This is a genomic window from Streptomyces sp. NPDC037013, assembly GCF_055607265.1.
On sequence record NZ_JBVJRV010000002.1, the window covers coordinates 358,330 to 379,722 of the forward strand.

21 protein-coding genes and 1 riboswitch are annotated in these 21,393 nt (G+C 71.8%); of the genes, 12 read left to right on the forward strand and 9 right to left on the reverse strand.

The genetic code is table 11. From position 1 onward, the window contains the following. Positions 1-46 precede the first annotated feature (46 nt). Genes ACZ7DY_RS06775 through ACZ7DY_RS06790 form a run of 4 tightly spaced genes read left to right on the forward strand, consistent with a single transcriptional unit; the run spans position 47 to position 5,640 of the window. On the forward strand, positions 47-1,582 hold the full coding sequence (locus ACZ7DY_RS06775; RefSeq protein ID WP_471130948.1) for a GMC family oxidoreductase: 1,536 nt from the start codon (positions 47-49) through the stop codon (positions 1,580-1,582). Then, positions 1,579-2,697 (forward strand): quaternary amine ABC transporter ATP-binding protein, encoded by a 1,119-nt coding sequence (locus tag ACZ7DY_RS06780; RefSeq protein WP_471130951.1) that lies wholly within the window; start codon positions 1,579-1,581, stop codon positions 2,695-2,697. Before ACZ7DY_RS06775 ends, ACZ7DY_RS06780 begins: the two co-directional genes overlap by 4 nt. After that, positions 2,697-4,673: an ABC transporter permease gene (locus ACZ7DY_RS06785; protein ID WP_471130953.1), complete on the forward strand. Its 1,977-nt coding sequence runs from the start codon at positions 2,697-2,699 to the stop codon at positions 4,671-4,673. Before ACZ7DY_RS06780 ends, ACZ7DY_RS06785 begins: the two co-directional genes overlap by 1 nt. Before the next feature lies 1 nt (position 4,674). Next, positions 4,675-5,640 carry an ABC transporter substrate-binding protein gene (locus ACZ7DY_RS06790; RefSeq protein ID WP_471130954.1) on the forward strand — a complete coding sequence of 322 codons (966 nt, stop codon included), beginning with the start codon at positions 4,675-4,677 and terminating at the stop codon, positions 5,638-5,640. Between the two features lie 84 nt (positions 5,641-5,724). Here the strand turns inward: ACZ7DY_RS06790 and ACZ7DY_RS06795 are convergent, their stop codons facing one another. The 3 genes from ACZ7DY_RS06795 to ACZ7DY_RS06805 are packed head-to-tail and all read right to left on the reverse strand — an operon-like array spanning position 5,725 to position 7,435. Continuing rightward, the gene (locus tag ACZ7DY_RS06795; RefSeq protein WP_471130956.1) at positions 5,725-6,459 is read right to left on the reverse strand and encodes an isocitrate lyase/PEP mutase family protein; all 735 of its coding nucleotides are present in this window, start codon (positions 6,457-6,459) and stop codon (positions 5,725-5,727) included. Further along, complete coding sequence (locus tag ACZ7DY_RS06800) at positions 6,453-6,899, reverse strand: carboxymuconolactone decarboxylase family protein (RefSeq protein ID WP_471130957.1); 447 nt, start codon at positions 6,897-6,899, stop codon at positions 6,453-6,455. The genes ACZ7DY_RS06795 and ACZ7DY_RS06800 overlap by 7 nt, the downstream gene beginning before the upstream one ends. Further along, positions 6,896-7,435 carry a carboxymuconolactone decarboxylase family protein gene (locus ACZ7DY_RS06805; protein ID WP_471130960.1) on the reverse strand — a complete coding sequence of 180 codons (540 nt, stop codon included), beginning with the start codon at positions 7,433-7,435 and terminating at the stop codon, positions 6,896-6,898. Before ACZ7DY_RS06805 ends, ACZ7DY_RS06800 begins: the two co-directional genes overlap by 4 nt. 47 nt (positions 7,436-7,482) lie before the next feature. Here ACZ7DY_RS06805 and pdxR point away from each other — a divergent pair, with 47 nt between their 5' ends. Further along, positions 7,483-8,901: a MocR-like pyridoxine biosynthesis transcription factor PdxR gene (gene pdxR, locus ACZ7DY_RS06810; protein WP_471130963.1), complete on the forward strand. Its 1,419-nt coding sequence runs from the start codon at positions 7,483-7,485 to the stop codon at positions 8,899-8,901. Between the two features lie 54 nt (positions 8,902-8,955). On the opposite strand, the gene ACZ7DY_RS06815 is transcribed toward pdxR, so the two are convergent. Next, on the reverse strand, positions 8,956-9,801 hold the full coding sequence (locus ACZ7DY_RS06815; RefSeq protein WP_471132356.1) for a DMT family protein: 846 nt from the start codon (positions 9,799-9,801) through the stop codon (positions 8,956-8,958). A 216-nt stretch (positions 9,802-10,017) separates the two neighbouring features. Here ACZ7DY_RS06815 and ACZ7DY_RS06820 point away from each other — a divergent pair, with 216 nt between their 5' ends. Then, positions 10,018-10,428: a hypothetical protein gene (locus tag ACZ7DY_RS06820; protein WP_471130965.1), complete on the forward strand. Its 411-nt coding sequence runs from the start codon at positions 10,018-10,020 to the stop codon at positions 10,426-10,428. 26 nt (positions 10,429-10,454) lie between these two features. Further along, positions 10,455-11,666 carry a glutathionylspermidine synthase family protein gene (locus ACZ7DY_RS06825; RefSeq protein ID WP_471130966.1) on the forward strand — a complete coding sequence of 404 codons (1,212 nt, stop codon included), beginning with the start codon at positions 10,455-10,457 and terminating at the stop codon, positions 11,664-11,666. A 38-nt stretch (positions 11,667-11,704) separates the two neighbouring features. Here the strand turns inward: ACZ7DY_RS06825 and ACZ7DY_RS06830 are convergent, their stop codons facing one another. Then, the gene (locus ACZ7DY_RS06830; protein ID WP_471130969.1) at positions 11,705-12,094 is read right to left on the reverse strand and encodes a RidA family protein; all 390 of its coding nucleotides are present in this window, start codon (positions 12,092-12,094) and stop codon (positions 11,705-11,707) included. Between the two features lie 72 nt (positions 12,095-12,166). Here ACZ7DY_RS06830 and ACZ7DY_RS06835 point away from each other — a divergent pair, with 72 nt between their 5' ends. Then, positions 12,167-13,081 carry a LysR family transcriptional regulator gene (locus ACZ7DY_RS06835; protein ID WP_471130972.1) on the forward strand — a complete coding sequence of 305 codons (915 nt, stop codon included), beginning with the start codon at positions 12,167-12,169 and terminating at the stop codon, positions 13,079-13,081. 53 nt (positions 13,082-13,134) lie between these two features. Here the strand turns inward: ACZ7DY_RS06835 and rocD are convergent, their stop codons facing one another. After that, positions 13,135-14,331, reverse strand: a complete 1,197-nt coding sequence (gene rocD, locus ACZ7DY_RS06840) for an ornithine--oxo-acid transaminase (RefSeq protein WP_471132358.1) — start codon at positions 14,329-14,331, stop codon at positions 13,135-13,137. A gap of 234 nt (positions 14,332-14,565) precedes the next feature. Further along, a riboswitch (ZMP/ZTP riboswitch) is annotated at positions 14,566-14,656 on the forward strand. A 40-nt stretch (positions 14,657-14,696) separates the two neighbouring features. Here rocD and ACZ7DY_RS06845 point away from each other — a divergent pair. Next, the gene (locus tag ACZ7DY_RS06845) at positions 14,697-15,995 is read left to right on the forward strand and encodes a serine hydroxymethyltransferase (protein WP_471130975.1); all 1,299 of its coding nucleotides are present in this window, start codon (positions 14,697-14,699) and stop codon (positions 15,993-15,995) included. 116 nt (positions 15,996-16,111) lie between these two features. On the opposite strand, the gene ACZ7DY_RS06850 is transcribed toward ACZ7DY_RS06845, so the two are convergent. The 3 genes from ACZ7DY_RS06850 to ACZ7DY_RS06860 form a co-directional block, all read right to left on the reverse strand. After that, positions 16,112-16,846 carry a hypothetical protein gene (locus ACZ7DY_RS06850; RefSeq protein WP_471130977.1) on the reverse strand — a complete coding sequence of 245 codons (735 nt, stop codon included), beginning with the start codon at positions 16,844-16,846 and terminating at the stop codon, positions 16,112-16,114. A 141-nt stretch (positions 16,847-16,987) separates the two neighbouring features. Further along, positions 16,988-17,806: a hypothetical protein gene (locus ACZ7DY_RS06855; protein ID WP_471130979.1), complete on the reverse strand. Its 819-nt coding sequence runs from the start codon at positions 17,804-17,806 to the stop codon at positions 16,988-16,990. After that, positions 17,799-18,401 (reverse strand): RNA polymerase sigma factor, encoded by a 603-nt coding sequence (locus ACZ7DY_RS06860; RefSeq protein WP_471130981.1) that lies wholly within the window; start codon positions 18,399-18,401, stop codon positions 17,799-17,801. The genes ACZ7DY_RS06855 and ACZ7DY_RS06860 overlap by 8 nt, the downstream gene beginning before the upstream one ends. A gap of 89 nt (positions 18,402-18,490) precedes the next feature. Between ACZ7DY_RS06860 and trpS the strand changes: the two genes are divergently transcribed. The 3 genes from trpS to ACZ7DY_RS06875 all read left to right on the forward strand — a co-directional run bounded on the left by trpS (position 18,491) and on the right by ACZ7DY_RS06875 (position 21,389). Further along, on the forward strand, positions 18,491-19,504 hold the full coding sequence (gene trpS / locus ACZ7DY_RS06865) for a tryptophan--tRNA ligase (RefSeq protein WP_471130983.1): 1,014 nt from the start codon (positions 18,491-18,493) through the stop codon (positions 19,502-19,504). 78 nt (positions 19,505-19,582) lie between these two features. Further along, positions 19,583-20,164: a 2'-5' RNA ligase family protein gene (locus ACZ7DY_RS06870; RefSeq protein WP_471130985.1), complete on the forward strand. Its 582-nt coding sequence runs from the start codon at positions 19,583-19,585 to the stop codon at positions 20,162-20,164. 34 nt (positions 20,165-20,198) lie between these two features. Further along, complete coding sequence (locus ACZ7DY_RS06875; protein ID WP_471130988.1) at positions 20,199-21,389, forward strand: hypothetical protein; 1,191 nt, start codon at positions 20,199-20,201, stop codon at positions 21,387-21,389. The last annotated feature ends 4 nt before the right edge of the window (positions 21,390-21,393 follow it).

The window sequence follows — 21,393 nt, forward strand, 5'->3', positions numbered from 1 at the left end:
CGCGCAAGCACCTTGGCACGACCTCGCAGGAAGAGGAGCACCACGCATGTCTGACCAGACCGAGTTCGACTACGTCATCGTCGGCGGCGGAACCGCAGGATCGGTGATCGCCTCCCGCCTCACCGAGAACCCGGACGTCACCGTCGCCGTCATCGAGGGCGGCCCCAGCGACATCGACCGTGAGGACGTCCTCACGCTGCGCAAGTGGCTCGGTCTGCTCGGCGGCGAGCTGGACTACGAGTACACGACCACCGAACAGCCGCGCGGCAACTCGCACATCCTGCACAGCCGCGCCAAGGTCCTCGGCGGCTGCTCGTCGCACAACACGCTGATCTCCTTCAAGCCGCTGCCCTCCGACTGGGACGAGTGGGAGGCGGCCGGCGCCACCGGCTGGAACGCCAAGGCGATGGACCCCTACTTCGGCAAGCTGCGCAACAACATCGTGCGCGTCGCCAAGAAGGACCAGAACCAGATCGCCACCGACTGGGTCGAGGCGACGAAGACCGCGCTGGGCGTGCCCGAGGTCATCGGCTTCAACGACAAGCCCTTCGACGAGGGCGTCGGCTTCTTCGACCTCTCGTACCACCCGGAGAACAACAAGCGCTCCTCCGCCTCGGTCGCCTACCTGCACCCCCACATGGAGGCCGGTGACCGCCCCAACCTCCACCTCTTCCTGGAGACCTGGGCCACCAAGCTGGAGCTCGACGGCAAGACCGCCCGCGGCGTGCACATCCGCACCAAGGACGGCGTCGAGAAGCTCTTCACCGCCCGCCGCGAGGTGCTCGTCTGCGCCGGCGCCATCGACACGCCGCGGCTGCTCATGCACTCCGGCATCGGCCCGAAGAAGGACCTCGAGGCCCTCGGCATCCCGGTCGTCCACGACCTGCCGGGCGTCGGCGAGAACCTCATCGACCACCCCGAGTCGGTCATCGTCTGGGAGACCAACGGGCCGATCCCCGGCAACTCCGCGATGGACTCGGACGCCGGTCTCTTCGTGAAGCGGGACCCGGACCACAAGGGCCCGGACCTGATGTTCCACTTCTACCAGATCCCGTTCACCGACAACCCGGAGCGGCTCGGCTACGAACGCCCCGAGCACGGCGTGTCGATGACCCCGAACATCCCCAAGTCCCGCTCCCGCGGCCGCCTCTACCTCACCTCGGCCGACCCGGAGGTCAAGCCCGCCCTCGACTTCAAGTACTTCGAGGACGAGGACGACTACGACGGGCGGACCCTCGTCGACGGCATCAAGCTGGCCCGCAAGGTCGCCGAGGCCGAGCCGTTCAAGAAGTGGCTCAAGCGCGAGGTCTTCCCCGGCCCCGAGGTCACCGACGACGCCGAGATCAGCGAACTGGTGCGCAAGGCCGCGCACACCGTCTACCACCCCGCAGGCACCTGCCGAATGGGTGCCTCCACTGATGAACTCGCCGTGGTCGACCCGGAGTTGAAGATCCGGGGCCTGGCAGGAATCCGTATCGCGGACGCATCCGTCTTCCCGACGATGCCCGCCGTGAACCCGATGATCGGAGTGCTCATGGTCGGGGAGAAATGTGCCGAGATCCTTGGGGGTGACGGCCGATGAGCGAGGCCACCGTGACCACCACGGACAAGACGACCGACGAGACGGCCGAAGGGCCCGTCTTCGCCGTCCGCAACCTCTGGAAGGTCTTCGGACCCGGCGCCGAGCGAATACCGGGTAACACCGAGGTGCACGGCCTCAGCCCCGCCGAACTGCGGGAGCAGACCGGCTGCACCGCGGCCGTGCGCGACGTCTCCTTCGACGTCCACAAGGGCGAGGTCTTCGTCGTCATGGGCCTGTCGGGCTCCGGCAAGTCCACCCTCGTACGCTGCCTGACCCGGCTCATCGAGCCCACCTCGGGCTCCCTCGCCATCGATGGCGAGGACGTCCTCGCCATGGACAAGGCCCGCCTGCGCGAACTGCGCCGCCACCGCGCCGCCATGGTCTTCCAGCACTTCGGCCTGCTGCCGCACCGCTCCGTCCTCGACAACGTCGCGTACGGCCTGGAGATCCAGGGCGTCGGCAAGGCCGAGCGCCGCGCCAAGGCCCTCGAAGTCGTCAAGAAGGTCGGCCTCGAAGGACTCGAACAGCGCAGGCCCGGCCAGCTCTCCGGCGGCCAGCAGCAGCGCGTGGGCCTGGCCCGCGCCCTCACCGTCGACCCCGAGGTCCTCCTCTTCGACGAGCCGTTCAGCGCCCTCGACCCGCTGATCCGCCGCGACATGCAGGAAGAAGTCGTCCGCCTGCACCGCGAAGAGGGCCGCACCATGGTCTTCATCACCCACGATCTCAGCGAGGCCCTCAAGCTCGGCGACCGCATCGCCCTGATGCGCGACGGCCGCGTCGTCCAGCTCGGCACGCCCGAGGAGATCGTCGGCTCCCCGGCCGACGACTACGTCCGCGACTTCGTCCGCGACGTGGTGCGCGCCGACGTGATGACCGTGCGCAGCGCCATGCGCCCGGCCGGCGGCGACGAGGAGAGCCGCGGCGCGGCCCTCGCGCCCGACGCCAAGGTCTCCGAGGCCATCGAGGCCGTCGCCCGCACCGGCTTCCCGGTGCGCGTGATGGACGGCAAGCGCTGCCTGGGCGTGGTGGACCACGCCGGGCTGCTCGCCGTGGTCGCCGGGACCTCGGTCCCCGCGGCGGACACAGTCCCCGGCCGGGGCGAGGTGGTCGCCTGATGGCCACCGCCACCGCTTCCGGGCCCGTACGGGACACGGGGATCGGCGCGCTCCTGCGCCACCGTGCCGTCGGCAAGCTCCTGCTGCTCGCCGTCGCCGCGGCCGTCCTCGTGCCGATCCTCAACGCCAAGTGGGCCTCCGGCGCCTGGCCCGACGCCCTCACCGTCGACCTGACCGAGCCGCTCGGCAGGACGACCGACTGGATCATCGACAACCGCGACAGCCACCCGCTGTTCATCTACTTCCTCGGCCACGTCAGCAACGCCATCGTGCTCTCCGTGCGCGGCGTCTACCTCGTGCTGCTCGCCGCCGGCTGGGCCGGCGTGACCATCGGCGCCGGCCTCATCGCCTGGCGCACGGCGGGCGTCAAGCTCGCCGTCATGGCGTCCGCCGCGTTCGCCGTCTGCGGCCTGCTCGGCATGTGGGTGCCGACCATGCAGACGCTCGCCCTGATGATCGTCGCCGTCCTCGCCTCCGTCGTGATCGGCCTGCTCCTCGGCCTCGCGGGCGGCCTCAACGACCGGGTCTTCCGCATCCTGCGGCCCGTCCTCGACACCATGCAGGTGCTTCCCGCCTACGCGTACCTGCTGCCGTTCGCCCTCGTCTTCGGCATGGGCGTGCCCGCCGCCATCATCGCGACCGTCGTCTACGCGGCCCCGCCGATGGCCCGGCTCACCGCGCTCGGCCTGCGCGGCGCCGACGGCGGCGTGATGGAGGCGGTCACCTCGCTCGGCGCGACCAGCAGGCAGCGGCTGTTCTCCGCGCGTTTCCCGCTCGCCGCCAAGCAGCTCCTGCTCGGCCTCAACCAGACGATCATGATGGCGCTCTCCATGGCCGTCATCGCCTCGGTGATCGGCGCCGGCGGTCTCGGCGACCGCGTCTACCAGGCGCTCTCCACCGTCGACGTCGGCCAGGCGCTCGCCGCCGGCATCCCGATCGTGCTGCTCGCCGTGGTCCTCGACCGCGTCACCGGCGCCGCGGGCGAACACGCCGGGAGCAGCGCCGATGACACGTCGGCACTGCGCGGCTGGCGCGGCTGGTCGATCGCCGCCGCCGGCACGGTCGTCGTCGCGCTCGCCGCCCGCTTCGCGGACCGCGTGGACTGGCCGACCGGCTGGGTCGTCAACATCGCCCCCTCGGTGAACACCGCCAAGGAGTGGATGGTCGATCACATCTACACCGGCGTGCCCGTCGTCGGCGGCACCGCCGACTGGGCCTCGCACTTCACCACCTGGGTCCTCAACCCGGTCAGGGACGGCCTGCAGGGCCTGCCCTGGTGGTCGGTGCTGCTCGTCGTCGCCGCGCTCGCCTGGCTCATCGGCACCTGGCAGACGGCGCTCACCGCCGTCGCCGCGATGGCCGCGATCGGCGTGCTCGGCGTCTGGGACAAGTCCCTCGACACGCTCGCGCAGGTCCTCGCCGGTGTCGCCGTGACCCTGGTCCTCGGCTTCGCCATCGGCATCGCCGCCGCCCGCAGCAAGCGCCTCGAAAGCCTGCTCCGGCCGGTGCTCGACGTCTTCCAGACGATGCCGCAGTTCGTCTACCTCATCCCCGTCGTCGCGCTCTTCGGCATCGGCCGCGCCCCCGCGGTCGCCGCGGCCGTCGTCTACGCGCTGCCCGCCGTCGTCCGCATCACCACGCAGGGCCTGAACCAGGTCGACGCCGCCGCGATGGAGTCCTCGCGCTCGCTCGGCGCCTCCAGCTGGCAGCAGCTGCGCAAGGTCCAGCTGCCGCTGGCCCGCCCCGCGCTGATGCTCGCCCTCAACCAGGGCGTCGTCCTGGTCCTCGCCGTCGTCGTCATCGGCGGCCTGGTCGGCGGTGGCGCGCTCGGCTACGACGTGGTGTTCGGCATCGCCCAGGGCGACCTGGCGACCGGTCTGGTGGCCGGTGCCGCGATCGTCTGCCTCGGCCTGATGCTCGACCGGGTCACGCAGCCCACCGAACGCCGGCCCCGCCGCGCGAAGAAGGGAGCGTGACATGCGAGTTCGTACGCGTGTCATGAGTGCCGTCACGGCCGGGGGCGCGCTGCTGGCGCTCTCCGGCTGCGGCGCCGCCGACATGAGCAAGCAGGCGTCGCCGTACGCGAACGCCGAGGGCGCCAAGACGGTGACCCTCTCCGTCCAGTCGTGGGTCGGCGCGCAGGCGGACGTCGCCGTCGCCGAGTACCTGCTCAAGAACGAGCTGGGCTACCGCGTCGACAAGGTCCAGATCGACGAGGTGCCCGCCTGGGACGCCCTCAGCCAGGGCCGCGTCGACGCGATCATGGAGGACTGGGGCCACCCGGACCAGGAACAGCGGTACGTCAAGGACAAGAAGACGATCGTGCCCGGCGGTGACGTCGGCGTGACCGGCCACATCGGCTGGTACGTGCCGACGTACTTCGCGAAGCAGCACCCGGACGTCACCGACTGGAAGAACCTCAACAAGTACGCGGACCGGCTCAAGACGTCCGAGAGCGGCAGCAAGGGCCAGCTCATGGACGGCTCCCCGTCGTACGTGACGAATGACAAGGCCCTCGTGCAGAACCTGGACCTGGACTACCAGGTCGTCTTCGCGGGGTCCGAGGCGGCGCAGATCACCCAGATCGAGCAGTTCGCCAAGCAGAAGAAGCCGTTCCTCACCTACTGGTACAAGCCGCAGTGGCTGTTCGAGAAGGTGCCGATGACGGAGGTGAAGCTGCCGAAGTACAAGGAGGGCTGCGACGCCGACCCCGCCAAGATCAAGTGCGCCTACCCGCACACGCCGCTGCAGAAGTACTTCAACGCGGACTTCGCGAAGAACGGCGGCGACGCCGCGAAGTTCCTGAAGAACTTCAAGTGGTCGGAGGAGGACCAGAACGAGGTCTCCCTGATGATCGCCGACAAGAAGATGTCGCCGGACGACGCCGCGAAGAAGTGGGTCGAGGACCACGAGGCGAAGTGGAAGGGGTGGCTTCCCAAGTAGGCCGCCACGCCCACCCGGTGCCGGGTGCCCGTGTGAACGGGCGCCCGGCACCGCCGTGTTCGGCGCGCCGCCGTGCTCCGGCGGCTACGCCAGCCCGTCGGCGATCCCGCGCAGGGCCGCCATCGTCCGGTGCAGCAGCCCGGGACCGAACGTGATCCGGGTGGCGCCGAGCTCCCCGAGCTCCTTGAGCGTGGGCCCGTCCGGCCGCGCCACCACATTGAGCGGCCCCTCGATCTCCGCCCGCAGCACGGGGATCACCTCGGCCGGCGCCAGGATCGGGTACACGCAGTCCGCGCCCGCCGCCACGTACCGGCGGGCCCGCTCGACGGCGGCCGCGGGGTCGGTGACGCCCCTGATGAAGGTGTCGACCCGGGCGTTGACGAAGAGCCGGTCGCCCGCCTCCCTGCGCACCTCGGCGAGGAAGGCCGCCTGCTCGGCGGGGTCCCTGAGCGCCTCGGGGCCGCTGCCGTGGCCGCCGGCGGAGTCCTCCAGATTGCAGCCGACCGCGCCCGTCTCCAGGAGCCGGTCCACCAGCTCCTTCGGGGCGAGCGCGTACCCGCTCTCGATGTCGGCGGTCACGGGCACCGAGACGGCCCGGACGATCCGCGTGATCGCCGCGAACATCTCCTCGGCCGGCACCTGCCCGTCCTCGTACCCCAGCGAGGCCGCGACACCGGCACTGGGCGTGGCCAGCGCCTCGTACCCCGCCTCCTCGAACACCCGGGCGCTCGCGGCGTCCCACGGCCCGGGCAGGACCAGCGGGTCGCCGGGCGCCCGTCCGTGGTGCAGGGCGCGCAGTGTGTCGACGTGGTTCACCATGCCGGGCCTCCAGGCTCGATGCGGCGGCTGACCATCAGCCGGTTCCAGCTGTTGATGACCGTGATCACGCCGATGAGATGGGCGAGTTCGCCCTCGTCGAAGTGTCCGGCCGCTCTCTCGTACACATCCTCGGGCACGAAGCCCTCGGTGAGAACGGTGATCGCCTCGGTCAGCGCGAGAGCGGCGCGTTCCCGCTCGCTGAAGGCCGCGCCCGCCTCCTGCCAGGCGTCGAGCAGGGCGATCCGCCGGGGGCTCTCGCCGTTCCCGAGCGCGACGTCCACGTGCATGTCCAGGCAGAACGCGCACGCGTTGAGCTGCGAGGCCCGGATCATCACCAGCTCCGCGAGGACGGGGTCGCCGAGCCCCCGCTTGGCCGCCGCGCCGAGCGTGCGCATCGCGCCGGCCACGCCCTTGTCCAAGTACGTGGTGCGAGCGCTCACTTGGCGTCGGCCGCCGTGTAGTGGCCCGGCACCTGGCGGGTGCTGACGCCGAAGCGGTTCCACGCGTTGATGACGGTGATGGCCGAGATGAGCTGGGTCAGCTCCGCCTCGTCGAAGTGCGCGGCCGCCCGCGCGTACACGTCGTCCGGCACGAAGCCGTCGGTCAGGACGGTGATCGCCTCGGTCAGTTCGAGGGCGGCCACCTCCTTGGCCGTGTAGAAGTGCTGGGACTCCTCCCAGGCGCTGAGCTGGATGATCCGCTCGACGCTCTCGCCCGCCTTGAGGGCGTCCTTGCTGTGCATGTCCAGGCAGAGCGCGCAGCGGTTGATCTGGGAGGCGCGGATCTTGACGAGCTCGTAGATCACCGGGTCGAGGCCCTTACGGGCGGCCGCGTCGAGCTTGATCATGGCCTTGAAGACCTCGGGGGCGTGCTGCGCCCAGGCGAGGCGGGGGGTGTGCTCGTGGACGTACTCCCCGGCGGCGGGGGTGCTGTCGGTGCTCCGGGGACTGGCGGTGGGGGTCGCGTTCGTGGTCATGCCGTCGACCCTACGGAGCCGGTGACCCACGGGTATGGTCCATTTCCATGGGAGAAACATGGGCCACTTCTGGGGACGGGCTCGGCGTCGACCTCCATCTGGAGACCGGCGGCGACGCCTCCCGCCACGGCGTCCGCAAGGGCCTGACCGACGCCCTGCGCGAGGCCGTGCGCGGCGGCCGCCTCGCCCCCGGCACCCGCCTCCCGTCGTCCCGCTCCCTCGCCGCCGACCTCGGCATCGCCAGGAACACCGTGGCCGACGCCTACGCCGATCTGGTCGCCGAGGGCTGGCTCACCGCACGCCAGGGCTCGGGCACGCGCGTCGCCGAGCGCGTCGTCGCGCCACCGGTGCGGCCCGCGCCGCCCCGCAGGAGGAGCGGCGCTCCGGTGTACGACCTCGGCCCCGGCACCCCGGACCTGTCGGCGTTCCCGCGCGCCGAATGGCTCAAGGCGGCCCGGCGCGCGATGGCCGCGGCACCCAACGACGCCCTCGGCTTCCCCGACCCGCGCGGCCGCGTCGAGCTGCGCACCGCACTCGCCGGCTACCTCGCCCGGGCCCGCGGCGTGCACGCCGACCCCGGCCGCGTGGTGATCACCGCCGGGTTCGTGCACGCCCTCGCGCTCCTTGGCCGGGTGCTGCGGGCCCGCGGAACACCGGAGGTGGCCGTCGAGTCGTACGGCCTCGACCTGCACTGGAACCTGCTGCACCGCGCCGGACTGCGCACGACGCCCCTCGACTTCGACGGCCTCGGCACCGACGTCTCGTCGCTGGGCCCCCGATCCCCGAAGGCGGTCCTGCTCACCCCCGCGCACCAGTTCCCGATGGGCGTGCCGCTCCACCCCGACCGGCGGGCGGCCGCCGTCGACTGGGCGCGGCGCGAGGGCGGGGTGATCCTGGAGGACGACTACGACGGCGAGTTCCGCTACGACCGCCAGCCCGTGGGCGCGCTGCAGGGACTCGACCCCGAACACGTCGTGTACCTCGGCACGGCCAGCAAGTCCCTCGCCCCCGGGCTCCGCCTGGGCTGGATGGTGGTGCCGAGCGGCCTGCAGGAGGAGGTACTCGGCGAGCAGGAGGCGGCCGGTGCGTTCTGCGGCGCCCTGGACCAGCTGACGCTGGCGGAGTTCATCACCTCGGGGGCGTACGACCGCCATGTGCGCGGCGCCCGCCTGCGCTACCGGCGCCGCCGTGACCAGCTCGTGGCGGCGCTGGCCGCCCACGCCCCGGACGTCCGCGCCACCGGCATCGCGGCGGGCCTGCACGCCGTCCTCGAACTCCCCCCGGGCACCGAACGGTCCATAGTCCAGGCAGCCACCTGGGAACGCCTAGCAGTCCAGGGCCTGACCGCCTTCCGCCACCCCCTGGCCCGGACGCCCAGACAGGACGCACTGGTGGTCGGCTACGGCACCCCGGCGGACCACGCGTGGACGGGGGCACTGGAGGCGCTTTGCAGGGTGTTGCCGTGAGGGTTCAGGGGGCGGGGTTCACCGCCCCGCGCCAGGTCACAGACCCCCGCCACATCACCGAGCCCCGTCCCCCGCCTCGCCCCCCGCAGGGCTCTCGCCGAATCGGGCCAGTGCCAGCGCTCCCGCGACCGCTACGGCGAAGCCCAGGAGTGCCAGCCATTCCAGGCCTCCGCGCGTGCGGTCGCCCAGCCATACGACGCCCACCAGCGCCGGGCCGATCGTCTCGCCGATCACCAGGCCCGCCGTGGCCGTGGTCACCGAGCCGCGCTGCAGCGCCGAGGTGAGCAGCAGGAAGGCCGCGCCTCCGCCCAGCAGCAGCGCGTACGTCGCCGGGTTGGTGAGCAGCGCGCCCGGCGCCATGTCGTCGATGAGGCGGACGGTCACCTCGACCACCCCGAAACCGCACCCCGCCCCGAGGCCGAGTGCCAGCGCCCGCCCCCGCCCGGGCAGCCGCCCCGCGACGGCGCCGAGCAGCAGGACGGCGGCGGCGACGCCCAGCATCACGTACCGCAGGGTCGTCGAGCCGGTGCCCTCGCCCTCGTCGCCGGAGGCCAGCCCGAGCATCGCGAGCCCCGCGCAGACGACGCCCACCGCGCCCCATTCGACGCCGCTCAGCCGCACCTTGAGCAGCCGGGCCGCGACGACCGCCGTGACGGCGAGGCTCGCGGCGAGCGCCGCGCCCACCGCGTAGATCGGGATGGAGCGCAGCGCCACGATCTGCAGCAGGAAGCCGAGCCCGTCGAGGCCGAGCCCCGCGAGGTAGCGCCACTGGCGCAGGACGCGAAGCAGGAGCGCCGGGTCGACCCCGGAACCGGTGCCGGGCGTGGTGGCGCGCGCGGCGACCGCCTGGAGAACCGAGGCCGTACCGAAGCAGACCGCCGAACCGAGTGCGCAAATCATCCCAAGAGACACGAAGTGACTGTAGAGGACGGTGAGCCGGGCCCGGCCGCCGGGGAGCCGAGGAGGTCCAAAGGAGACGCAAGGGACATCCGGGGGAGGTGGCCGGCACGGGGTCCCGGGTCTTCCCTACGCTGATCGCCGATCGCGGTACGACGACGGACGCGCGTACCAAGAGGCCGCGGCGGCATCACGTACGACACGGGGGAGTGGCACCACATGGCGGGGAAAAAACAGCAACGGCGTCTGAGGTCGAGCACGGTCGCGCTCGGCAGCATGGGCGTGCTCGCCGCGGCCCTCACCTCCTGCGGCTCCGATCCGGACCGCCGCTGCGTCGACCGCGACAGCTACGACTTCGCCAACGGCTACCGCATCGTCAGCGACAGCAAGTGCGCGTCCGGCGGCTCGGGGTCGAGTTCCGGTTCGAGTTCAGGGTCGGGTTCCTCGTCCTCCGGCAAGTCCCGCGGCGGCTCCTACGGCACCGGCAACACGTCGGGCCGCACCGACGCCGCCTGGTACTACGACGCGGACGTCGACGGACGCCACGCCGACCACGGCACGTTCAGCCGCAGCGAGGCCGTCGACCGGGACGGCTTCGGCTGCTCGGGCAGCGGCAGCGGCGGCGGCTGAGCGCCCGGGACCCGGAAACGCACACGATGGAACGCCGCACGATCGAACCGCGCCCACACTGGCAGCGGACCGTCGAGGAGCAGGGGCTCATCTACCCCCTCACCCGCTACCCCGACGGCACCCTGCGCCCCTACTGGGACGAGAGCGCCCACTACGTCTTCTCCCTCCCCGAGGTCGAGGCGCTCGAAGAGGTCGTCGAGGAACTGCACGCGATGTGTCTGGCCGCCGCCGGGCACATCGTCGAGCACGACCGCCTCGCCGACCTCGGCATCACGGACCCCCGGGTGGCCGCCGCCGTCACCGAGGCCTGGCACCGCAGGGCCGAACTCCCCTCCCTGTACGGCCGTTTCGACCTGCGTTACGACGGCACGGGCCCGGCCAAGATGCTGGAGTACAACGCCGACACCCCCACCTCCCTCGTCGAGGCCGCGAGCCCCCAGTGGTTCTGGATGGAGGAGCGCTTCCCCGGCGCCGACCAGTGGAACTCCCTCCACGATCGGCTCGTCGACGCGTGGCGCAAGCAGGCCCCGCTGCTGCCGCCCGGCGGCCCGCTGTACTTCGCGCACTCCGCCGCCGACGAGCTCGGCGAGGACCTGATGACCGTCGCGTACCTGAGGGAGACGGCCGAACAGGCGGGCCTCGCCGCCGAGTCCATCTCCATGGAGGACATCGGCTGGGACCGGCTCTCGCGCCGCTTCGTCGACAAGAAGCTCCGTTTCATGCGCAGTTGCTTCAAGCTCTACCCGTGGGAGTGGCCGACCACGGACCGCTTCGCCCCGCACGTCCTGGAGACCCTCGACAACGGCGGCGGCACCGGCTCCACGCTGTGGATCGAACCCGCCTGGAAGATGCTCCTCTCCAACAAGGCGCTCCTGGCGATCCTCTGGGAGCTCTACCCGGACCACCCGAACCTCCTGCCCGCCTACCTGGACGGCCCCCGCGAACTGGCGGCGACGACCGGCTACGTGACCAAGCCGCTGCTCGGCCGCGAGGGCGCCGGGGTGACGGTGCACGAGCCGGGCGCGACCCCCGTGACGCCCGTGGCCCCCGCGGCCCCCGCGAAGCCCGAAGGGCCGTGCTGCTACCAGGAGTTGGCGCCGCTCCCCGACTTCGACGGCAACCGGGTCGTGCTCGGCGCCTGGGTCGTGGCGGACGAGGCGGCGGGCCTCGGCATCCGCGAGTCGTCCGGCCTGATCACGGACGAGTACGCACGGTTCGTACCGCACGTGATCCTCTGAGCGGCCGCCACCCCGGTCAGGCGCTGGTCAGGCGCTGGTCACGCGGTGGTCAGCCGCGCGTACACCTCGATCTCGATCTTCATCCGGGGATCGGCGAGACCGCACATGAGCATGGTGGCAGCCGGCCGGACCTCGCCGAACGCGCGACGCAGCACCGGCCAGCAGGGCTCGAAGTCGGCCCGGTCGGGCAGCAGATACCGCACCCGCACCACGTCGGCGAAGGTGCACTTCGCCTCGGTCAAGGCGGCCTCGATGTTGCGCAGACACTGCTCGGCCTGCTCCACCACGTCGTCGGAGATCGTCATGGTGGTGTAGTCGAATCCGGTCGTCCCGGACACATGAATCCAGTCGCCGTCGATCATCACACGGGCATAGCCGATCTGTTCCTCGAACGTCGAGCCGCTGAGGAGGGAACGTCGCTCTGTCATGCGCCGAACGCTAAGGGCCCAACTCCGATACGTCTAATACGACTTCAGGCACGGAGTGATATCTCTAGGCGTATGGAGCGCCCCGAACTTCCCCTGCCGCAGCTGCACGCCTTCGTCGTGCTCGCCGAGGAACTCCACTTCGGCCGCGCCGCCACCCGCCTGGGCATCGCCCAGCCTCCGCTGAGCCAGCAGATCCGCCGCCTGGAGTCCAAGGTCGGCCACGCACTGTTCAGCCGCGAACCCGGACGCATCGGCCTCACCCCGGCAGGGCGGGAACTCCTCCCCGCCGCCCGGCGCGCCCTCACCCACCTCGCGGAAGGGCTGACCGCAGCCCGCGACGTCGGCAGCGGCAGGGCCGGCCGCCTCCGGATCGGCTTCGCCGCCTCCCTCGCCCTCACCGTCCTCCCCAGCCTGCTGCGAACCTTCCGGGAACGGTTTCCCGCCGTGCATCTGGACATCCAAGAGATGACCACGACACCGCAACTGGCCGCCCTGCGCGAAAAGACGATCGACATCGGCCTGTTGCGGGAGCCACCTGCCCATGATGCGGAGCTCGGCTTCGAGACCGTGCTGACCGAACCGTTCGTGGCCGTCCTGCCCGCCGCGCACCCGCTCGCGGCCCAACGATCCGTCCGGGTGGAGCAGTTGGCGGACTCTGCCTTCGTACTCCTGCCTCGTGCCGTCGGTCCGCCGCTCTACGACCAGATCACCGATCTCTGCGTCGCCGCGGGGTTCACCCCCCAGGTGACCCAGCACGCCGTGGAATGGCAGACCATCTGCGCCCTGGTCGGAACCGGCCTGGGCGTGTCATTGGCCCCGGAGAGCATCCGCCGGATCCGCCTCGCCGGTGTCGCCTTCCGCAGGATCACCCCCAATACGGCGCGCACCCGAGTCGCCGTCGCCTGGCGCAAGAACGACCCGAACCCCCTGGTCAAAGGCATCATGACGACCCTCGACCAAGACCAAGACCCCCCGACCAGGCCCTAGACCGAACCCGAACCCGAAGCTGAGGCCGGGGCCCGGCCCCGGCCTCAGGGCCGTCAACTCAAAACCGCCCGCAACTGATCGAGCCCCCAGTCCAGGTCCTCCTTGCTGATGACCAGCGGGGGAGCGATGCGGATCGTCGACCCGTGCGTGTCCTTGACCAGCACCCCCCGGTCCATGAGCTTCTGGGAGACCTCCCGTCCCGTGCCGTACGCCGGGGCGATGTCGACGCCCGCCCACAGTCCGCGCCCCCGCACCTGCGTGACCTTGCCCGTGCCGGTCAACAGCCGCAGCTCGGCGTGGAGATGCTCGCCCAGCTCCGTGGCCCGCTGCTGGAACTCACCCGTCGACAGCATGTCGACGACCTCCAACGCCACCGCGCAGGCGAGCGGATTGCCGCCGAACGTCGAGCCGTGCTCACCCGGCCTGAAGACACCGAGCACATCGGCGTCGGCGACCACCGCCGAGACCGGTACGACCCCGCCGCCGAGCGCCTTGCCCAGCAGGTACACGTCCGGGACCACACCTTCGTGCTCGCACGCGAACGTACGCCCCGTCCTGCCGAGCCCCGACTGGATCTCGTCCGCGATGAACAGGACCCGGCGCTCCCTGGTCAGCTCCCTGACACCCGGCAGGTATCCGGCCGGCGGCACGAGGACCCCCGCCTCGCCCTGGATCGGTTCGAGCAGCACGGCCACGGTGTCGTCGGTGACCGCCGCGCGCAGCGCCTCCAGATCGCCGTACGGCACGATCTCGAACCCCGGCGTGTACGGGCCGTAGTCCGCCCGGGCCTCCTCGTCCGTGGAGAAGCTGATGACGGTCGTGGTCCGGCCGTGGAAGTTGCCGGCGGCGACAACGATCTTCGCCTGCCCGTCCGGCACCCCCTTCACCCGGTACCCCCACTTCCGCGCGGTCTTCACGGCCGTCTCGACGGCCTCCGCGCCGGTGTTCATGGGGAGCACCATGTCCTTGCCGCAGAGCTCCGCCAGGCGCGTACAGAACTCGGCGAACCGGTCGTGGTGGAAGGCCCGCGACGTCAGCGTCACACGGTCCAGCTGCGCCTTCGCGGCGTCGATCAGCCGGCGGTTGCCGTGGCCGAAGTTGAGGGCGGAGTATCCGGCGAGCATGTCGAGATAGCGCCGGCCCTCGACGTCGGTCATCCAGGCGCCCTCGGCCGTGGCGACCACGACGGGCAGCGGATGGTAGTTGTGCGCGCTGTGCGCCTCGGCCGAGGCGATCAACTGCTCGCTGATCGCGCCGGAGCCCGAGCCGGAGCCGGAGCCGGCCCGCGACGACGGCGACACGGATGACGACGACGATGACGCGGATGACGATGACGATGACGATGACGTGCGGGGAGATGGCGTACTCGACACGGGGTCTCCGTTCGTCCTGCGGCGTGGGGCGGGTGTGGCGCCCAAGTTCTATCGTCGCTCGCATCGCGGACGAAGAAACCTGCCGAACCGGCGTGCCAGCTAGGGTGGCCCTGACAGCACGGTGACTGGCGCACGGGGAACGGACCCCGAGGAAGCCGTGCGAGGCACGACCTTCGAGGTGCCGCCCGCCTGGGCACCCCGGGACCACGACCGGACACTCACCGCTCGCCCCGGAGGACGCCATGACTCTCCCTTCCTCTTCCCCTCGCCACCACTCCGCGCTCGCCGCAGAGGACCCCGAACTCGCCGCCCTCGTCGGCGCCGAGGAGCAGCTCCAGGCCGAGACCCTGCGGCTGATCCCCAGCGAGAACTACGTCTCCGCCGCAGTCCTCGAAGCCTCCGGCACCGTCCTGCAGAACAAGTACAGCGAGGGCTATCCCGGCCGCCGCTACTACGAGGGCCAGCAGAACATCGACCCCGTCGAGCGCCTGGCCATCGCCCGCGCCAAGGCCGTCTTCGGCGTCGAGCACGCCAACGTCCAGCCCTACTCCGGCTCCCCGGCCAACCTCGCCGTCTACCTCGCCTTCGCCGAGCCCGGCGACACCGTGATGGGCATGGCCCTGCCGATGGGCGGCCACCTCACCCACGGCTGGGGCGTCTCCGCCACCGGCAAGTGGTTCCGCGGCGTGCAGTACGGCGTGCGCCGGACCGACGACCCGGAGACCAACGGCCGCATCGACCTCGACGAGGTCCGCGACATCGCCCTCAAGGAACGTCCCAAGCTGATCTTCTGCGGTGGCACCGCCCTCCCTCGCACCATCGACTTCGCCGCCTTCGCCGAGATCGCCCGCGAGGCCGGCGCCGTCCTCGTCGCCGACATCGCGCACATCGCCGGTCTCATCGCCGGTGGCGCCCACCCCTCACCGGTGCCGCACGCCGACGTGATCTCCACGACCACGCACAAGACGCTGCGGGGCCCGCGCGGCGCGATGCTCATGTCGCGCGAGGAGCATGCCAAGGCCATCGACAAGGCGGTCTTCCCCGGTCTGCAGGGCGGCCCGCACAACCAGACCACCGCGGCCATCGCGGTCGCCCTGCACGAGGCGTCCCGGGCCTCCTTCCGCGACTACGCCCACGCGGTCGTCGACAACGCCAAGGCCCTCGCCGAGGCCCTGCTCGCCCGCGGCTTCGACCTGGTCTCCGGCGGCACCGACAACCACCTGATCCTGATGGACCTCACCCCCAAGGACGTCCCGGGCAAGATCGCGGCCAAGGCCCTCGACCGGGCCGGGATCGTCGTCAACTACAACACCGTCCCCTTCGACCCGAGGAAGCCCTTCGACCCCTCGGGCGTCCGCATCGGAACCCCCTCCCTGACCTCCCGCGGTCTCGGCACGGAACACATGGCGACCGTGGCCGAGTGGATCGACCGCGGTGTCGCCGCCGCGCGCACCGGGGACGAGGACGCCCTGACGAAGATCAGGTCCGAGGTCGCCGACCTGATGGCCGTCCACCCGGCCCCCGGCCTGCCCACCGCCTGACCCGCGACGGCCCCGGCCGCCCCCGCACCCGCCCCCGCACCCGCTCCGGCCGCACCGCGCAGCCGGACCGGACCGGGGGGGGGGGGGGGGGGGGGCGGCCCGCCCGCCACTCGGGATCACAGGTCCCGCAACTCCTGGCGGGGCCCGGCGTCACGAGGCCGGCGCCGCCACCCCGCCACCGCCGCCAGGCCCTCGGCCACCGGCCCCCGGAGCAGCAGCGCGGCGACCGCCCCCGCCGCCGCGCCCGGTATCGCCCACCACCAGTCCGTGCCCCCACTGCCCGGCCCGCCGCCCCGGACGACGGCCGCCTGCCCCTCCTCGCCCTTCTCGGCGACCGACGGGGCGGGCGGCACCTCGGATCCCGGCGCGATCCCGGGGCTGCCCACGTCGGACGCCTTCCCCATCAACCCCAGCTCCCTGAAGAGGGAGACCAGACGCGCGGGCTCCTTCGCCCGATACCAGCCGCCGTTCAACGAGGCGACATCCGTCGACCTGTGCACCCAGAGGTCCGCGTCCTTCTTGTCCGTCAGCGTCGGATAGACCCGGTCCACCCGCCAAGGCCGCACGTCGTGGACCATCCACGTGATGTTGATCTGGCGGCTGCTCTCGCCGACGCCGAGGCCCGGCGCCTCCTCCCGCTGACCGGTGGAGCCCTTGGGTTGGAGCCACCTCTCCAACTGGCCGTACTCCTTGTCGCTGTAGTAGAGCGCGGCGCTCTGCGTGCTCTCCGGTGACACCAGCAGCACGCTCGTCGGTCCGCCCGCCGCCGCGCCCGGAGCGCCTGCCAACACCAGCGCCCCGGCGATCCCCAGTCCCGCCGCCGCCCCGCACAGTCCCCTTGCCGTCCGCATGCCGATCCCCCAGCCGCCCGCCGGCGCGGCCCTCCGCGCCGATTCACTTCAGGTACACCGCCCGAGCCGTTCAGGTTCCCGATCCACCCGACCCGATCTGATCCGACCCGATCCGCTCAGTCCCGGGCACGGGCGGCCTCCTCACGGGACCGATCTCGCGATCTCCAGCGCCCGCTTCCTCGACGCCACACCCTCCAGCCGCAGCGTCAGCTCGTCCCCATGCGTCCACAGCAGCGTCGCCCCCGCCGTCCGCACGGACCGGCGCCAACGCTCGCCGTCCCCGTCCACCAGCCAGAACGTGAGCCGGTGCGGTTCGGCGAACCACAGCCCGGGCTCCCCGCCGACCTCGACCCACTCGGGCGCCTTCGGCACCGTCTTGGCGAAGCCGGGGTCGACGAGGGCCGCGTACTCGTCGAGGCGCACCGTGCGATCCTCCTCGCGCCAGCAGAGGCTGACCAGGACGCGGGAGCCCGGCTCGCGCGTCACCGATACCGCGTCCGGCCTGCCGAGCGCCGTCGGCACGGCGGGCGTGAACCCGGCCGGACGCCGGGCCTCGGCCGCCGTCACGGGCTCACCGCAGCCGGGCACCGCCGGCCGCGACGAGGGGGCCGCCGACGGGTCGTACCGCACCTCGACGCCGCCGAAGTCGAACCACTCGAAGACCGCCGCCCGCACCGGGGGAGTCAGCACGAGGACCGCGAGCAACCCGCACAGGGCCGCCGTCGCCGCCCGCCACCGCACCCGGAGCCCGTGCCGCAGCCGGCGCAGCCGCTCGGCGGCGCGGGGCGGCTCGGCCACCGGTGCCGGGGTCTCCTCCGCGAGTATCTGCGCGAGGACGCGCTCGGCCATCGACTCGCCGCTCACGCCTCCCGCGTCCATGGACCGGCCGAGCGCCCGCAGCTCCTCGCGGAGCCGCGCCGCCTCCGCCGCCGACTCGCCGTCGCGGTGCCGCTCACTCATCCTCTTCACCTCCCTCCCCGAGGAGCAGCCGCTCCAGCTGGCGCAGCGCGCGGTTCAGCCGGGACTTCACCGTGCCCCGCGGCCAGCCGAGCATCTCGGCCGTCTCGGTCTCGTTCAGCTCCAGGAGATAGCGGGAGGTGACGACCAGGCGGTGCTCCTCACCGAGCTGGTCGAGGGCGGCCGTCAGGGCCGTCCTGCGCTCGTCCTCCAGCGCGGCGACCGCCGGATCCGCCGATTCCGGTATCAACGGCTCCGCCGCGGTGAGCGCCGCCTCCCGGCCGGCGACCGACCGCTGCCGCACCGCCGAACGCACTGTGTTCCTCGTCTCATTGGCGACGATCGCGAGCAGCCACGGCTTGAACGCCGAGCCCTCCTTGAACCGTCCGAGTGAGCAGTACGCCTTGAAGAACGCCTGCTGCACCACATCTTCCGCGTCTGGTCCCGCACCGAGTGCCTTCGCCGCCCTGAGCGCGATACCGGTGAACGCCCGCACCAATTCCGCGTACGCCTCCGCTTCTCCGGCGCGCACGCGGGCGATCACCGCACCCTCATCGACGACGCGGCCCCCCTCCAGGACCTCCCCCTGTGTCCTCACACTCTTGATACACCGGCCGTGGCGGATCGGTTCCCACCCGTCACACACCTGTTTCCGAGCTATGAGAGTCACCTGAGAGAATGGGCCCCATGGCCTCTGAACGACCTCGTGTGCTCTCCGGGATCCAGCCCACCGCCGGCTCGTTCCACCTCGGCAATTACCTCGGCGCGGTCCGCCAGTGGGTGGCGCTGCAGGAGTCCCACGACGCCTTCTACATGGTGGTGGACCTGCACGCGATCACCATTCCGCAGGACCCCGCCGAGCTGCGCGCCAACACCCGGCTCGCCGCCGCCCAGCTGCTCGCCGCAGGGCTCGACCCGGAGCGGTGCACGCTCTTCGTCCAGAGCCATGTCCCCGAGCACGCCCAGCTCGCCTGGGTGATGAACTGCCTCACCGGCTTCGGCGAGGCCTCCCGCATGACGCAGTTCAAGGACAAGTCCGCCAGGCAGGGCGCCGACCGCGCCTCCGTGGGTCTCTTCACCTACCCGGTCCTGCAGGTCGCCGACATCCTGCTGTACCAGGCGAACGAGGTCCCGGTCGGCGAGGACCAGCGCCAGCACATCGAGCTCACCCGGGACCTCGCCGAGCGTTTCAACGGCCGCTTCGGAGAGACGTTCACCGTGCCGTCGGCGTACATCCTCAAGGAGACGGCGAAGATCTACGACCTCCAGGACCCGTCGATCAAGATGAGCAAGTCGGCGTCGACGCCGAAGGGTCTGATCAACCTCCTCGACGAGCCCAAGGCGACCGCCAAGAAGGTCAAGAGCGCCGTCACCGACACCGACACGGTGATCCGCTACGACGTGGCCGAGAAGCCGGGCATCAGCAACCTCCTCAGCATCTACTCCACGCTCACCGGCACCGGTATCGCCGAACTGGAGCAGAAGTACGCCGGCAAGGGCTACGGTGCGCTGAAGACCGACCTCGCCGAGGTCATGGTCGAGTTCGTGACGCCCTTCCGGGACCGCACCCAGCAGTACCTGGACGACCCGGAGACGCTCGACTCGATCCTGGCCAAGGGTGCCGAGAAGGCGCGCGCCGTCGCCGCCGAGACCCTCGCACAGGCGTACGACAAGGTGGGCTTTCTGCCCGCCAAGCACTGAGCCCGCGGACCGGACACCGCACCACGCTGCCCGCCCGGCAGCACCCCCTGCCCATCGACACGACGACAGGAGTACGACGTGGGGACCGTAACGATCGGCGTTTCGATCGCGGTCCCGGAGCCTCACGGCAGCCTGCTCCAGGAGCGGCGTGCGGGCTTCGGGGACCCCGCGGCGCACGGCATCCCCACGCATGTGACCCTGCTGCCGCCCACCGAGGTGGAGGCGTCGGCGCTGCCCGCGGTCGAGGCGCATCTCGTCTCGGTCGCGGCGGCCGGGCGCCCCTTCCCGATGCGCCTCTCCGGGACGGGCACCTTCCGTCCGCTGTCTCCCGTCGTCTTCGTGCAGGTCGTGGAGGGTGGTTCGGCCTGCTCCTGGCTGCAGGAGCGGGTCCGGGACGCGTCGGGGCCGATGGCGCGCGAACTGCAGTTCCCCTACCACCCGCATGTGACGGTGGCGCACGGCATCGCCGAAGAGGCCATGGACCGGGCGTACGAGGAGCTTTCGGAGTACGAGGCCGAGTGGTCCTGCACCGGGTTCGCCCTCTACGAGCAGGGCTCCGACGGCATCTGGCGCAAGCTGCGGAACTTCGCCTTCGGCGGCTGTGTGGTGCCCCCTCAGGCCTCCGCCCCGGCCGCCCGGGGTACGCTGCCCGCCTGCTGACCGGGCCCGCCCGGCCGACCGTGCCGGGGGGAGCATGCGCAACGCAGCGGCAGCCGTCGCCGTCCTGGCCCTGATGGCGGTCGGCTGCGGGGCGCGGGACGGGGGCGGCGACGCGGACGCGGCCCCCCGCAAGTCCCGCCCGGCGGGGCTCTCCTGGGCGTATGAGCGTGTCGACGCCGTGGACGGCGAGCTGATCGACGGGGCCGCCATGGCGCCCGACGACATCTGGGCGCTCGGCAGTGACGGCGCCGGCCGCGACGGGCGGCTCGCCAAGGGCCACCTGCTGCACTTCGACGGCGCGAAGTGGACGCGTCGGCCGATGCCCGTGAAGGGCGATCCCCATCTCTCCCGGCTGTGGTCCCTGGGGTCGGCGGGCATCTGGATGAGCACCGCGCAAGGGCCCGCGCCGGCTCCCCGCACACCGCGGTACGCGCTCTGGGACGGCTCCCGCTGGGGTCCCGTGAAGAACGCCCCCGCCGGGCCGCTCAAGGACGTCGAGGTCATCGCTCCGGACGATGTGTGGGCCCTCCAGGGCGACGGCAGGGTGACGCACTGGGACGGCGGCGGCTGGACCGTGACACCGATGCCCGCGACGACCGTCGCTCTCGCCGCATCCGCCGCGGACGACGTGTGGGCGGTCGGCTCCCGCACGAGCGGGCCCGGCGTCGGTGGCCCGGGCGGTGAGGTCGGGCAGCTGGCCGCGATGCACTTCGACGGCGAGAAGTGGACGCTCACCAAGACGCCGACGTTCCGCTTCCCCGACCCGGTGCCGGCCCGCCCGTACGCCGGGTTCACCGGGGTCGACGTCGCCTCCAGGACGTACGTCCGCGCCTACGGAGAGCACTCCTATGAGGGCTACGACGGTGAGGAGGTCCGCGATCCGGAGGCGGAGCCCGTGGAGCTGAGCTGGGACGGCGCCCGGTGGAAGGACGCGGAGCCGTTCCCCGGAGCGTGCGAGCACCGCAGGCCCGTGGCCCGCGACGGCGACCGCGGGTTCTTCATGGACGGCAACCGGCACCTGACCACCGACGGCACCTGCACCCGGATCGGAAAGCCGCGGCTGCCCGATGGCGGCGGCGTCAGCCCGCGGTCAGGGCAGCAGCTGTGGCTCAAGAAAATCGTCTTGGTGCCGGGCACGGACCGGGTGATCGGCTTCGGCACGGTCGACGTCCTGCAGCCGGGCGCGCCCGTCTCCAAGGCCGTGGTCGTCACTCTGCGACGCTAGGGGA